The sequence below is a fragment of the Sphingomonas sp. genome (assembly GCF_042091075.1).
Classification (GTDB): domain Bacteria; phylum Pseudomonadota; class Alphaproteobacteria; order Sphingomonadales; family Sphingomonadaceae; genus Sphingomonas.
In genome coordinates, this window is the sequence record NZ_JBELIE010000087.1 from 1 (window position 1) to 13,131 (window position 13,131).

General features: G+C 68.3%; 12 protein-coding genes. All 12 read left to right on the top strand.

Features of this window, described 5'->3' with window-relative positions:
* Nucleotides 1-931, top strand: a 931-nt coding sequence (mraY, locus tag ACFDSW_RS10080; protein WP_375250158.1) for a phospho-N-acetylmuramoyl-pentapeptide-transferase, incomplete at its 5' end; no start/stop codon positions are given.
* Nucleotides 928-2,262, top strand: coding sequence for a UDP-N-acetylmuramoyl-L-alanine--D-glutamate ligase (gene murD / locus ACFDSW_RS10085; protein ID WP_375250159.1), 1,335 nt, complete (start codon nucleotides 928-930; stop codon nucleotides 2,260-2,262). The genes mraY and murD, both read left to right, overlap by 4 nt.
* On the top strand, nucleotides 2,259-3,488 hold the full coding sequence (locus ACFDSW_RS10090) for an FtsW/RodA/SpoVE family cell cycle protein (protein ID WP_375250160.1): 1,230 nt from the start codon (nucleotides 2,259-2,261) through the stop codon (nucleotides 3,486-3,488). The genes murD and ACFDSW_RS10090 overlap by 4 nt, the downstream gene beginning before the upstream one ends.
* A complete protein-coding gene (murG, locus tag ACFDSW_RS10095; protein ID WP_375250161.1) occupies nucleotides 3,485-4,633 on the top strand; it encodes an undecaprenyldiphospho-muramoylpentapeptide beta-N-acetylglucosaminyltransferase in 1,149 nt (382 codons plus the stop codon). Before ACFDSW_RS10090 ends, murG begins: the two co-directional genes overlap by 4 nt.
* Nucleotides 4,630-6,036 carry a UDP-N-acetylmuramate--L-alanine ligase gene (gene murC, locus ACFDSW_RS10100; protein ID WP_375250162.1) on the top strand — a complete coding sequence of 469 codons (1,407 nt, stop codon included), beginning with the start codon at nucleotides 4,630-4,632 and terminating at the stop codon, nucleotides 6,034-6,036. The genes murG and murC overlap by 4 nt, the downstream gene beginning before the upstream one ends.
* Nucleotides 6,033-6,233: a hypothetical protein gene (locus ACFDSW_RS10105; RefSeq protein ID WP_375250163.1), complete on the top strand. Its 201-nt coding sequence runs from the start codon at nucleotides 6,033-6,035 to the stop codon at nucleotides 6,231-6,233. The genes murC and ACFDSW_RS10105 overlap by 4 nt, the downstream gene beginning before the upstream one ends.
* 8 nt (nucleotides 6,234-6,241) lie before the next feature.
* A complete protein-coding gene (murB, locus tag ACFDSW_RS10110; protein WP_375250169.1) occupies nucleotides 6,242-7,141 on the top strand; it encodes a UDP-N-acetylmuramate dehydrogenase in 900 nt (299 codons plus the stop codon).
* Nucleotides 7,142-7,178: 37 nt separating this feature from the next.
* Nucleotides 7,179-8,111 carry a D-alanine--D-alanine ligase gene (locus ACFDSW_RS10115; RefSeq protein ID WP_375250164.1) on the top strand — a complete coding sequence of 311 codons (933 nt, stop codon included), beginning with the start codon at nucleotides 7,179-7,181 and terminating at the stop codon, nucleotides 8,109-8,111.
* The gene (locus ACFDSW_RS10120; RefSeq protein ID WP_375250165.1) at nucleotides 8,108-9,070 is read left to right on the top strand and encodes a cell division protein FtsQ/DivIB; all 963 of its coding nucleotides are present in this window, start codon (nucleotides 8,108-8,110) and stop codon (nucleotides 9,068-9,070) included. Before ACFDSW_RS10115 ends, ACFDSW_RS10120 begins: the two co-directional genes overlap by 4 nt.
* 16 nt (nucleotides 9,071-9,086) lie before the next feature.
* Nucleotides 9,087-10,346 (top strand): cell division protein FtsA, encoded by a 1,260-nt coding sequence (gene ftsA / locus ACFDSW_RS10125; protein WP_375250166.1) that lies wholly within the window; start codon nucleotides 9,087-9,089, stop codon nucleotides 10,344-10,346.
* Between the two features lie 136 nt (nucleotides 10,347-10,482).
* Nucleotides 10,483-12,015, top strand: coding sequence for a cell division protein FtsZ (gene ftsZ / locus ACFDSW_RS10130; protein ID WP_375250167.1), 1,533 nt, complete (start codon nucleotides 10,483-10,485; stop codon nucleotides 12,013-12,015).
* Nucleotides 12,016-12,357: 342 nt separating this feature from the next.
* Nucleotides 12,358-13,131, top strand: a 774-nt coding sequence (locus ACFDSW_RS10135) for a tetratricopeptide repeat protein (protein ID WP_375250168.1), incomplete at its 3' end; no start/stop codon positions are given.

Below are 13,131 nucleotides of genomic sequence, written 5' to 3' on the forward strand. Positions count from 1 at the left end.
GCGCGTGCGGCAGGGCAAGGGGCAGCCGATCCGCGCGGACGGGCCGCAGACGCATCTGGCGAAGCGCGGCACGCCGACGATGGGCGGGCTGATGATCCTGACCGCGCTGTCACTATCGATCCTGATCTGGATGGATCTGCGCAATCCCTTCGTATGGGCATGCCTGTTCGTCACGCTGGGGTTCGGCACGATCGGTTTCCTCGACGACTACGACAAGGTTCGCAAGGCGAGTACCGCGGGGGTCCCGGGCAAGGTTCGGCTGCTGCTGGAATTCCTGATCGCGGGCATAGCGGCGTGGATCATCATGCAGGAAAACGGCTCCGGCCTGTTCCTGCCCTTCACCAACCGCTATTTCATCGATCTGGGGCTGCTGTACCCGGTCTTCGCCGCGTTCACGATCGTGGCGTTCGGCAATGCGGTGAACCTCACCGACGGGCTGGACGGGCTGGCGACGATGCCGGTCATCATCGCCTCGGTCGCGTTCATGATCATCGTCTATCTGGCGGGCAACGTGCGGTTCGCGGACTATCTTGGGATTCCCCACGTGCCCCGCGCGGGGGACCTCGCGATTTTCTGCGGCGCGGTGATCGGTGCGGGGCTGGCGTTCCTGTGGTACAATGCTCCGCCGGCCGCGGTGTTCATGGGCGATACCGGCAGTCTGGCGCTCGGCGGCGCGCTCGGCACGATCGCGGTGGTCGCGCACCATGAGATCGTGCTGGGCATCATCGGCGGGCTGTTCGTGGTCGAGGCGATGAGCGTGATCATCCAGGTGTTCGTCTACAAGCGCACCGGCAAGCGCGTGTTCCGCATGGCGCCGATCCATCATCATTTCGAGCAGCTCGGCTGGAGCGAGCCGACGGTGGTGATCCGCTTCTGGATCATCAGCCTCGTCCTGGCGCTGGCCGGCCTGTCAACGCTGAAGCTGCGATGATCGTGTTCTCCGGCTGGGCCGGCAAACATTATGCGGTCCTTGGCCTGGCGCGCTCCGGCACCGCGACCGTGCGGGCGCTGCTGGCAGGCGGCGCCCGCGTCACCGCCTGGGACGAGGATGAGGCGAAGCGCGCGGCGATCCTTTCCGCGACGGAGCAGGACGGCGGCGGCACCGGCGGGACGCTGGCGATCGCCGACCTCGACACGATCGACCTGACGGGCGTCGATGCACTCGTCGTTTCTCCCGGCGTGCCGCTCAACCGTCATCCGCTGGCGGCAAGCGCGCGCGCGGCGGGGGTGCCGATCATCGGCGATATCGAATTGTTCGCGCAGGCCCGTGCCGACCTGCCCGCGCACCGGGTGGTCGGCATTACCGGCACCAACGGAAAGTCGACGACCACCGCATTGCTGCACCATATGCTCGACGTCGCCGGGGTGCCGACGTGCATGGGGGGCAATATCGGCCTGCCGATCCTCGCGCAGGAACCGCTGCTGCCCAACGATCGCGGGAACGGCGTCTATGTCCTGGAACTGTCGAGCTATCAGATCGATCTGACGCAATCGCTCGATTGCGATGTCGCGGTACTGCTCAACATCACCCCCGACCATCTCGATCGCTACGATGGGTTCGAGGGCTATGTCGCGTCGAAGGCGCGGCTGTTCGCGATGCAGGCGGCGGATCATTGCGCGGTGATCGGGATCGGCGACGCGCCCTCCGCGATGATCGCGCGCGAACTGTCGCTGGGGCGCGGCGCCTCGGTGATCAAGATCGCGCCGGGCGTCTGCATGGACCAGTCGCGCTGGCCCGCGCTGCAGGGGCCGCACAATGCCCAGAACGCGCTGGCGGCGATGAATGCGGCGGAGGCGCTGGGCCTTCCGGGCGCGGCGATCGACCAAGGGCTGGAAACGTTCGGCGGCCTGCCGCATCGCATGGAGCGGGTGGCGACGCTGGGCGGCGTGACCTGGATCGACGACAGCAAGGCGACCAATCCCGAAAGCACCGCGCCCGCGCTGGCGGCGTATCCGCGCATCCACTGGATCGTCGGCGGTCGGGCGAAGGGCGACGATCTCGATGCCTGCGTGCCGCATCTGGGGAACGTGGTACGCGCCTATACGATCGGAGAGGCAGGAGCGCGTTTCGCCGAGGTGCTGCGCCCGCATGTGCCGGTCGCCGAGGTGGAGACGCTGGAGCGCGCGGTGAAGCTTGCGGCGCAGGAGGCGGCGCGGGGCGACGTCGTGCTGCTGTCCCCCGCCGCGGCGTCGTTCGACCAGTTCCGCGACTATGAACATCGGGGGGCCGCGTTCCGCGCGGCGGTGGAGGCGCTGGCATGACCGATATCAGGGCGACGGGCGCGGGCGGGCTGGATCGCGGGCGGCTGAAAGGGCGTGGCGGGCGTGGCGATCCGTCGCCGCTCGGCACCTGGTTCTGGGATATCGACCGCGTCCTGCTGTTGCTGGCGTTGTTCCTGATCGCGATCGGCCTGCTGGCGGTCGCGGCCGGATCGCCGGCAAGCGCGGTCCGCTATTCCGGCGAGCATGTGAAGTTCGAGCCGCTGCATTATTTCTGGCGCCAGACGATGTGGGTGGCGGTATCGCTGCCGGTGCTGTTCGGCGTGTCGATGCTGCCCGTCACGGTGGCGCGCCGGATGGCGTTGATCGGGGCGGTGGTGTGTATCGCGCTATTGGCGGTAACGCCGATTCTGGGCGTGACGGTGAATGGCGCGCGGCGGTGGATCGGCGTCGGCTTCGCGCAATTCCAGCCGTCCGAGTTTCTGAAGCCATGTTTCGTCGTCACGGTGGCGTGGCTCCTGTCGTTCAAGGCGCGGGACGACGATCTGCCCGTCACCGTCATCACCGCCGGATTGACCGGGGTGGTCGCCGTGCTGCTGATGCTGCAACCCGATTTCGGCCAGACGGTGATCTTCTGCCTGTTGTGGCTGGCGCTGGCGACGATCGCGGGAACGTCGCTGCGGGGTATCATGGGAACGATTGCGCTGCTGCCGGCCGGGCTGGTCGCCGCTTATCTGTTCTATGGCACCGCGCGCTCACGGATCGATGCGTTCCTGTTTCCCGGGGTGGAGGGCGACGGCGCGGCGGATCATTTCCAGACCAACGCGGCGCATGCGACGTTGACCGCGGGCGGCTGGTTCGGCACCGGGCCGGGCGGCGGCACCGTCAAGTTCGGCCTGCCCGAGGCGCATACCGATTATATCTTTTCGGTGATCGGCGAGGAATTCGGCCTGCTGGCATGCATGATCATCGCGCTGGTGTTTCTGGCGGTGGTGGTGCGCGTGTTCGTGAAGCTGCTGGACGAGCAGGATTCGTTCAAGTTGCTCGCCGCCTCCGGTCTGGCGGTGCAATTCGGGGCGCAGGCGCTGGTGTCGATGGCGGTCAATACCGGGCTGGCGCCGTCGAAGGGGATGACCTTGCCGTTCATCAGCTATGGCGGCTCCTCGATGGTCGCGCTGTCGCTGGGGATGGGGTTGCTGCTTGCGTTTACGCGCCGGAACCCGTTCCTGTTGCGCAGCCCCTATATCACTCGTTGGAACGCTGAATGAGCCGATCGCGCCACTTCGTCCTCGCCGCCGGAGGCACCGGCGGACATATGGTGCCCGCCGCCGCGCTGGCCACCGAATTGATGCGCCGCGGCCATCGCGTCGCGCTGGTCAGCGACGAACGCGGGGTGCGCTTTCCCGGCCTGTTCGATGGCGGGGTGCAGACGCACGTCATTCCGGCCGGGCGATTCGCCGGCGGGCCGCTCGGCTGGCTCAAGGCGGGGCGCCAGATGATGCGTGGCCGCGCGATGGCGGCGGAATTGTATCGCAACTTCCGGCCCGCCGCGGTGATCGGCTTCGGTGGCTATCCCGCTTATCCCGCCCTGTCGGCGGCGTTCGCGGCGGGGATCAGGACCGCGGTGCACGAACAGAATGCGGTGCTGGGCCGGGTCAACCGGCTGGTCGCGCGCAAGGTGGATGCGATCGCCACCAGCTATCCCAACACGCAACGACTGTCGCCGCGCCTGCAACCCAAGGTTCACCAGGTCGGTAATCCGGTGCGCGACAGCGTGCTCGCAATCCGTGCCAAACCCTATCCGCTGCTGGATGAGGACGGCATCTTTCGCGTGCTGGTGACCGGCGGCAGCCAGGGCGCGAACATCCTGTCGCGCGTCGTGCCCGATGGCCTGGCGCTGCTGCCGGTCGCATTTCGCCGCCGTTTGCAGGTGACGCATCAGGCGCGGATCGAGGATATCGACGCGGTGCGCGGCCGCTATGCCAGCCTCGACATCGCCGCCGATCTGGCGACCTATCTGCCGGATCTGCCCGAGCAACTGGGCTGGGCGCATCTGGTGATCGCGCGAGCCGGGGCGTCGACGATCGCGGAGCTGACCGCGGCGGGCCGCCCCGCGATCCTGGTGCCGCTGCCCGGCGCCACCGACGATCACCAGACCGCCAACGCCCGCGACATCACCCGCGCCGGCGGCGCGCGCACGATCCCGCAAAGCGCCTTCACCGCCGCGGAACTCGCCAAACAGATGCAGAAACTCGGCCTCGATCCCGAAGCGTTGCAGAACGCCGCCGGCCGCGCGCGTGCGTGCGGCGCACCCCATGCTGCCAGCGACCTGGCCGATCTGGTCGAAAGCCTCGACGCGCCGCGCGCCACGCTGCCGATCGGCAGCGCCGCCCCGCGGGAGGCATTCGCATGAAGGGCGTCGCGACCGATATCGGCACGATCCATTTCGTCGGCATCGGCGGGATCGGCATGTCGGGCATCGCCGAGGTGATGCACAATCTCGGCTACAAGGTGCAGGGCAGCGACGTGGCGGAAGGCTATGTCGTCGAAGGGCTGCGCCGGCGTGGCATCCAGGTGTCGATCGGCCACGATGCCGCGCATGTCGAGGGGGTGGCGGTGGTCGTCACCTCGACCGCGGTAAAGCGCGGCAATCCCGAGGTGGAGGCCGCGCTCAAGAATCGCATCCCGGTCGTCCGGCGGGCCGAGATGCTGGCCGAACTGATGCGGCTGAAATCGACCGTCGCGGTCGCGGGTACGCACGGCAAGACCACCACGACGTCGATGGTCGCGGCGCTGCTCGACGCGGGCGGGGTCGATCCGACCGTCATCAACGGCGGCATCATCAATAGCTATGGCTCGAACGCGCGGCTGGGCGCGAGCGACTGGATGGTGGTCGAGGCGGACGAGAGCGACGGCAGTTTCCTGCGGCTCGACGGCACGATCGCGGTGGTCACCAATATCGACCCCGAGCACCTCGACCATTATGGCAGCTTCGACAAGGCGAAGGACGCCTATGTCGAATTCGTCGAGAACGTGCCTTTCTATGGCGCAGCGCTGCTGTGCCTCGATCATCCCGAGGTGCAGGCGCTGATCCCGCGTGTCCGTGATCGACGCATCGTGACCTATGGCTTCGCCGCATCGGCGGACGTGCGCGGCGTCAATGTGACGCCCTATCCCGGTGGCAACCGCTTCGAAGCGCTGATCCGGCATCGCGATGGCAGCGTTCGCTCGATCGAGGGTATCGATCTGCCGATGCCGGGGCGGCACAATGTGCAGAACGCGCTCGCCGCGATCGGCGTGGCGCTGGAACTCGGCATCGACGACGCGACGATTCAGAAGGGGTTTGAGCGGTTCAGCGGCGTCAAGCGGCGCTTCACCAAGGTGGGCGACGTGGCGGGTGCGACGATCATCGATGACTACGGTCATCACCCGGTCGAGATCCGCGCGGTGCTGGCGGCGGCGCGTGAATCGGCGCAGGGCCGCGTGATCGCAGTGGTGCAGCCGCATCGTTACTCGCGGCTGGGCAATCTGATGGAGGACTTTCGCGGCGCTTTCAACGACGCGGATCAGGTCTATGTCACGCCGGTCTATGCCGCGGGAGAAACGCCGGTGCCCGGTGTCGATGCCGAGGCGCTGGTCGCCGGGCTGCGCGATCGCGGGCATCGTCAGGCCGAGGTGGTGGGCGATGCCGACGCGCTCGCCACGATCCTGGCGCAAGAGATCGCGGCGGGGGATCAGGTGATCTGCCTGGGCGCGGGAGACATCACCAAATGGGCGGCGGGTCTCGCCCCGGCGATCGAGGCGCAACGGGCATGAACAACTGGTTCGACGCGATCACGCAGTGGCAGCAGCAGGCGCTCGATGCGCAGCAGCGGATGCTCGATGTCGGCAAGCAGGCGAACGACGCGGGCAAGGCGATGGTCGAGGCGCAGGAGGCGGCAAAGCGCGCGGCCGACGCCAATGTGAAGGCGTGGCAGGCGTGGACGCGATTGTGGGGCGTCGGGCCGTGGTGACGACGCTGATGCCGCCCGCGCCCGCCGTGCCGACGGTACGCGGGCGGCTGACCGCCGGCGCGCCACTGGCGCCGCTCGTCTGGTTCAAGTCGGGCGGGCCGGCGCAATGGCTGTTCGAGCCCGCCGATGCGGAGGACCTGAGCGACTTCCTGCGTGCGCTGGACCCGGCGGTGCCGGTGATGGCGCTGGGGCTGGGGTCGAATCTGATCGTGCGCGACGGCGGCGTGCCGGGCGTGGTGGTGCGGCTGGGCAAGCCGTTCGCGACCGCGATCGCGCTGGACGCGACGACGCTGCGCTGTGGCGGCGGGGCGAGCGGCATCCTCGTATCCTCGACCGCGCGCGATGCGGGTATCGCGGGGCTGGAGTTCCTTCGCTCGATCCCCGGCACGGTCGGCGGCTTCGTGCGCATGAACGGCGGCGCCTACGGCCGTGAGACCGCCGACGTGCTGGTCGAGGTGGAGGTGGTGCTGCGCTCCGGCGAGCGGCAGATGCTGCCGGTGAGCGCGCTGGGCTATTCCTATCGTCACTCGGCCCTGCCGGACGGCGCGGTAGTGGTCGCCGCGACGTTCCGGGGCGAAGCCGGGGACGCTGCGGCGATCCAGGCCGAGATGGACCGGATCGCCGCCGCGCGTGAGGCATCGCAGCCGCTGCGTTCGAAGACCGGCGGATCGACCTTCAAGAACCCTGACGGTCATAAGGCGTGGCAGCTGGTGGACGCCGCGGGCTGTCGCGGGCTGTCGCTGGGCGGGGCGCAAGTGAGTGAGAAGCACACCAATTTCCTGCTCAACACCGGCACGGCGACGAGCGCTGAGATCGAGGCATTGGGCGAGGAAGTGCGCACGCGGGTGAAGGCGAGCAGCGGGGTGGAACTTGAGTGGGAAATCCAGCGCGTGGGGGTGAGGGCGTGATGCTCCCGCGGATGAGCCCGCTTATGGGGATGATGGCATGACGCCGCTTCACATCGTCGTGCTGATGGGCGGCTGGTCGGCGGAACGTGCGGTATCGCTGACGTCCGGCGCGGGCGTCGCCGAGGCACTCGAATCGCTTGGCCATCGCGTCACGCGGATCGACATGGCGCGCGACGTTGCCGCGCGGCTGGCGGATGCGAAACCCGATCTGGTGTTCAACGCGCTGCACGGCACGCCCGGAGAGGATGGCAGCGTGCAGGGCCTGCTGGACCTGATGGGGCTGCGCTACACGCATTCGGGGCTCGCCACCTCTGTAATCGCGATCGACAAGGTGCTGACGAAGCAGGTGCTGGTGCCGGCGGGCATTCCGATGCCGGGCGGGCGGATCGTCGCCAGCGCGGAGGTGTTCGAGGGCGACCCGCTGCCGCGCCCCTATGTGCTGAAGCCGGTCAACGAGGGTTCGTCGGTCGGCGTCGCGATCGTCACCGCGCAGGGCAATTATGGCGAGCCGATCGGGCGCGACACCATGGGGCCGTGGCAGGAGTTCGACGAACTGCTGGCGGAACCCTATGTCCGCGGGCGCGAGTTGACGACCGCGGTATTGATCGATCGCGCGCTCGGCGTGACCGAGCTTCGCCCCAGATCGGGCTGGTACGATTACGATGCCAAATATACCGACGGGATGACCGAACACCTTTTCCCCGCGCCGATCCCGGATGAGATCGCCGAAGCATGCCGTGCGCTGGCGGTGCAGGCGCACCAGGTGCTGGGCTGCCGCGGGTGCAGCCGTTCGGACTTCCGCTGGGATGATGACCGTGGCGTCGACGGGCTGTTCCTGCTGGAAGTGAATACCCAGCCGGGGATGACGCCGCTCAGCCTGGTGCCCGAACAGGCGCGGCATACCGGCATGAGCTATGCCGAGCTGGTGCAGGCGATCGTCGACGATGCGATGCGGGATCGGCCGGCATGAGCCGCACGATCCGGCGTGGCGGGCCGCCACCGCGCGTGTCGCGCCCCGGCACCGGGCGGCGGCGCGTCGCGAAGGCGTCGCTGGGGGACCGGCTGATCGCGAAATTGCCGGTCGGCGAGGAAACGCTGCGCAAGGCGGTGACCTGGACGGTGCTGGGCGGGGTGGGCGCCGCGGTGTTGTTCGTCGCCAATCTGATGGGCGTGCCACAGGCGATCGGCGCCGGGATCGCGGAGGCGGGCGCGCGCGCGGGATTGCGGGTCGAGCAGGTCGATATCACCGGCCTGAAGCGGATGGACCGCGAAACGGTCTACGCGATCGCGCTGGAAGATCAGCCGAGCCACGCGATGCTGCGCGTCGATCTGCAGCGCGTGCGGGAGCGCTTGCTGGCCTATGGGTGGATCGCCGACGCCTATGTCGCGCGGCGGCTGCCCGATCGGCTGCTGATCCACATTACCGAGCGCGAGCCGGCGGCGGTGTGGCAGGACAACGGCCAGCTGACGCTGATCGACGCCGAAGGGCGGTTGCTGGCGCCGGTCGATCCCGCGATGATGCCGCATCTGCCGCTGATCATCGGCCCCGGCGCCGATCGGCAGGAAGCGGGGTATCAGGCGCTGCTGGCGGCGGCGCCGGCGCTGAAGCCGCGTATCCGAGCGGCGTCGTGGATTGGTAACCGGCGCTGGGATCTCACCTTCGACACTGGCGAGACGCTCGCGCTGCCGCAGGATGGCGCGGCGCGGGCGCTGGTGCGGTTCGCGCAGCTCGACGGCGCCCGCTCACTGCTGGGGAAGGGCTGGATACGGTTCGACATGCGCGATCCCGCCAGGCTGGTGGCGCGCAAGCCGGGCAAGGACTGGCGTCACGAAGTGCCGGACGACGGCCAGACCGACACGGCGATACAACGGGAAGACGACATTACGTCGGCGCCGCGCGCGGGGAATTCGCGCGGCGAGGACGTATAGACAGGGGCAGGCGACAATGGCGAAGGCAGCACCGGAAGGACTGATCACCGCGCTGGATATCGGATCGTCGAAGGTGTCGGCGATGATCGCGCAAAAGGGCGACGGCGGCGAGCTGATCGTCCTGGGCACCGGCCAGCGCGAAAGCCGTGGCGTCAAGCGCGGCTATATCGCCGACATGGACGCGACCGAAGTGGCGGTGCGCGAAGCGGTCGAGCAGGCGGAGCGGATCGCGGGCTTCAACATCGAGAATGTCTGGGCGGGATTTTCGTCCGGCGGGCTGGTCAGCGACGAAGCCTTCATCGAGGCCGAGCTGGGCGGGATGCGGATCGAGCAGGCGGATCTCGACGCCCTGTTGCAGGAGGGGCGCAAGTCGATCGACCCGCAGGGGCGGATGGTGCTCCATGCGCAACCAGCGCTGTACACGCTCGACGGGCTGACCGGGGTGAAGAAGCCGCTGGGGCTGCATGCCGACCGGCTGGGCGTCCACATCCATGTGATCGCCGCCGATGGCTCGCCGGTGCGCAATCTGGATCTGTGTGTGCGGTCGGCGCATCTGGAAGTGAAGTCGATCATCGCCTCGCCGGTCGCGACCGGGCTGGCCTGCCTGACGCCGGAGGAGCGCGATCTGGGCGTCGCGCTGGTGGAGATGGGTGCGGGGATCACCAACGTCTCGCTGTTTGCCGGATCGATGCTGGTCGGGCTGAAATCGATCGCGATCGGCGCGGCGGACATCACCGACGACATCGCGAGCGCATTCGGCACCACACGCCTGCAGGCCGAGCGGATCAAATGCTTCCACGGCAGCGCCAACGCCTCCCCGCGCGACAATCACGAAATGGTGACGATCCGCGAGCGGATCGAGGAAGAGGATGCGGAGGCGCTGCAGATCACCAAGGCGGCGCTGATCCAGGTCATCCGGCAGCGCCTCGAACATTGGACCACCGAGGTGCAGAACGCGCTGAAGGAATTGCGGTTCGAAGGACCGGTCGGGCGGCAGGTGGTGCTGACGGGCGGCGGTGCCGAACTGAAGGGTATCGCCGATTACGCGCAGCAGTCGCTGGGCAGGTCGGTGCGGATCGGACGGCCGCGCGGCCTGACGGGACTGCCCGACGCGCATGCCGGGCCAGGCTTCGCGGCGCTCGCGGGACTGGCCTTCTTCGCCGCCAGCGATCCGATCGATCTGCGTGGACTGGCACCGATGCAGCAGATGGTGCACCGCCCCGGCGGTCTGCGCGGCTTCTGGAAGCTGGTACAGGCCGCCAGGGCGAATTATTGATGCGGTAGCGATTTATTGACGTGTTCACGGGGCGTTTGACGGCATTTTCGCTTTCGTCGTCGCGCCGCATGTTGCAGACAATGGTAAATGGCCCGCGACAGGGGAAGTTGGCGCGGGCAGTTGGAGTACATTTGCGATGAGCATCGAATTCATCACGCCCGATCTGGATGACCTGACCCCGCGGATCACGGTGGTGGGCGTGGGCGGCGCTGGCGGCAACGCGATCGCCAACATGATGCGCGCCGATGTGCAGGGCGTGAATTTCCTGGTCGCCAATACCGATGCGCAGGCGCTGAAACAATCGGATGCCGAGCAGAAGATCCAGCTGGGGGCGAAGATCACGCAGGGCCTGGGTGCCGGCAGCCGCCCCGAGATCGGCCGCGCCGCCGCCGAGGAGACGATCGACGAGCTGTCCCGCCTGCTGGAAGGCAGCCATATGTGCTTCATCGCGGCGGGCATGGGCGGCGGCACCGGCACCGGCGCCGCGCCGGTCATCGCGAAGGCCGCGCGCGACATGGGCATCCTGACGGTCGGCGTCGTCACCAAGCCGTTCAGCTTCGAGGGCAACCGCCGCTCCAAATCGGCCGAGGCGGGCATCGAGGAACTGCAGAAGTTTGTCGATACGCTGATCGTCATTCCGAATCAGAACCTGTTCCTGGTCGCCAATGCGAACACCACGTTCAAGCAGGCCTTCGAGATGGCCGACGAGGTCCTTCAACAGGGTGTGCGCGGCATTACCGACCTGATGGTGATGCCCGGCCTCATCAACCTCGATTTCGCCGACGTCCGGTCGGTGATGCAGGAGATGGGCAAGGCGATGATGGGCACCGGCGAGGCGGAAGGCGACGACCGCGCGCTGATCGCGGCGCAGAAGGCGATCGCCAACCCGTTGCTCGACGGCGTGTCGATGCAGGGTGCGAAGGGCGTCATCGTCTCGATCACCGGCGGCGACGACATGCGCCTGCTGGAAGTGGACGAAGCGGCGAACCATATCCGCGAGCTGGTCGATCCCGACGCGAACATCATCTGGGGCTCGGCTTTCAACCCGGAGCTGGAGGGCAAGATCCGCGTCTCGGTCGTCGCTACCGGAATCGAAAGCGCGCCGCAGACGAACGCGCCCGTCGCGTCGCAGCCCGCCGAACCGCCGCGCACGTTCAGCTTCAACGCGCCGCGCCGTGCCGAAGGGGCATCGGCGCCCGCCGCCGCTGCGCCCGCGAGCCCGGCCTATCAGCCGGAATCGATCCCCGCACCGCAACCCAGCGGCGCCGCCGCCGGCGCGATGAGCCATGGCGTGCCGACACCGGGTCAGCCGATCGCGGCGCAGTCGGTGTCCCCGGCCAGCGAGGCGGTCGAGGACGAACTGCTGCTGGGCGCCGAGGCCGCCGTACCCGCGCCCTCATCCCAGCCCCAGGCGCAACCTCAGGCCCAGCCGCCGCTTCAACCGGACCCGCTGGCCGCTTCGCCGGCCGGCGATCCGACGCGCCGTCGTTTCCTGTCGGCCTCTGAACCCGAAGAGGCGCCTGCCGCCGCGCAGCCGCGTGTCAAGCTGGGCGGTACGCTGTTCGAGCGGATGCAGAATGCGACGCGCGGCGCCGCCCGCGCCGATGAAGAGCAACCGCGCGAGCCGGGTGACCTGCCGCGCTTCCTGCATCGCCAGAACAACCAATAGCGTCGACGGTGGTGGGGCGATGGCGGCGGCGTGAGTGCCCGCCGCGATCGTCGCTCGACGTCGCGACGCCCGGCGCGCTCGCGACGATCGACGCGACCGCGCCGTCGCTTCTTCGCCACATTCCGTCGCCAGCGGGCGTCGCTTCGCCGCAGCCGCCGGCGGCCTGGATTGCCGGTTTCTCCGCTCGCGCTCTAAGTGCCGCGACCATCGCCAAGATGCGCCTGCTGATCCCGTCGTGCTGAGGAGGCACTGAGTTTGTCGATTTGCCGTACCGAAGCCTTCGCCCGTCGGGGCGCGGCTTCGATGCCGCGCGTGCCGGGGCGGCGGTGGTCGCGTGGCGTCGTGTCGTTTCTGATCGGTGTCGCGCTCCCCGTCGCACTCGCGGCGCAAAGCTATCCGATGATGCCGGTCGCCAATCCCGATGCGGATCGGCTAGCGGAACTGGTCCGGCGGCTGGGGACGTCACCGCGCGACTTGCCGGCTTTGATCGAGGCGGGCGAATTGTCGTTCCGGCTGGGCGACGCGACGGCTGCCGCCGCCTTCTACAAACGTGCTGAGGCGATCGATCCGCGCAACGGCCGGGTAAAGGGCGGCATCGCCCGGATCCTCGTCAATGGCGAGCAGCCGGGTGAGGCCCTGCGCTACTTTCTGGAGGCGGAACGCCATGGTGCCCCCATGGCCCGCTACGCCGATGATCGCGGCCTCGCCTATGATTTGATCGGGCAGCAGGAGCGGGCGCAGCGTGACTATAGGGTGGCGCTGACGCAGGGTGACGCCGACGACGCGGACGAGGTGCGCCGTCGATATGCCCTGTCGCTCGGCATTTCGGGGCGTCAGACCGAGGCACTGGCCCAGATCGACGCCTTGCTGCGCAAGTCGGATCGCGGCGCCTGGCGCGCGCGGGCGTTCATTCTGGCGATGAACGGCGATGTCGCGGGTGCGAACAAGATCGCGACGAGCATGATGCCGGCCGGGATGGCGGGGGGGCTTGCCGCCTTTTTCCAGCGCTTGCCGACCCTGAATGCGACCGATCGGGCGTTCGCGGTGCATTTCGGCGAAGTGTCGCCCACACCGACGCGATTGGCGGATGCGCGCATGGTGCCGCCATTGCCCGCG

Bases quoted from the DNA above. Each gene is read 5' to 3' on its own strand.
- murD (WP_375250159.1), top strand. From the start codon at position 928: ATGATCGTGTTCTCCGGCTGGGCCGGCAAACATTATGCGGTCCTTGGC.
- ACFDSW_RS10090 (WP_375250160.1), top strand. From the start codon at position 2,259: ATGACCGATATCAGGGCGACGGGCGCGGGCGGGCTGGATCGCGGGCGG.
- murG (WP_375250161.1), top strand. From the start codon at position 3,485: ATGAGCCGATCGCGCCACTTCGTCCTCGCCGCCGGAGGCACCGGCGGA.
- murC (WP_375250162.1), top strand. From the start codon at position 4,630: ATGAAGGGCGTCGCGACCGATATCGGCACGATCCATTTCGTCGGCATC.
- ACFDSW_RS10105 (WP_375250163.1), top strand. From the start codon at position 6,033: ATGAACAACTGGTTCGACGCGATCACGCAGTGGCAGCAGCAGGCGCTC.
- murB (WP_375250169.1), top strand. From the start codon at position 6,242: ATGCCGCCCGCGCCCGCCGTGCCGACGGTACGCGGGCGGCTGACCGCC.
- ACFDSW_RS10115 (WP_375250164.1), top strand. From the start codon at position 7,179: ATGACGCCGCTTCACATCGTCGTGCTGATGGGCGGCTGGTCGGCGGAA.
- ACFDSW_RS10120 (WP_375250165.1), top strand. From the start codon at position 8,108: ATGAGCCGCACGATCCGGCGTGGCGGGCCGCCACCGCGCGTGTCGCGC.
- ftsA (WP_375250166.1), top strand. From the start codon at position 9,087: ATGGCGAAGGCAGCACCGGAAGGACTGATCACCGCGCTGGATATCGGA.
- ftsZ (WP_375250167.1), top strand. From the start codon at position 10,483: ATGAGCATCGAATTCATCACGCCCGATCTGGATGACCTGACCCCGCGG.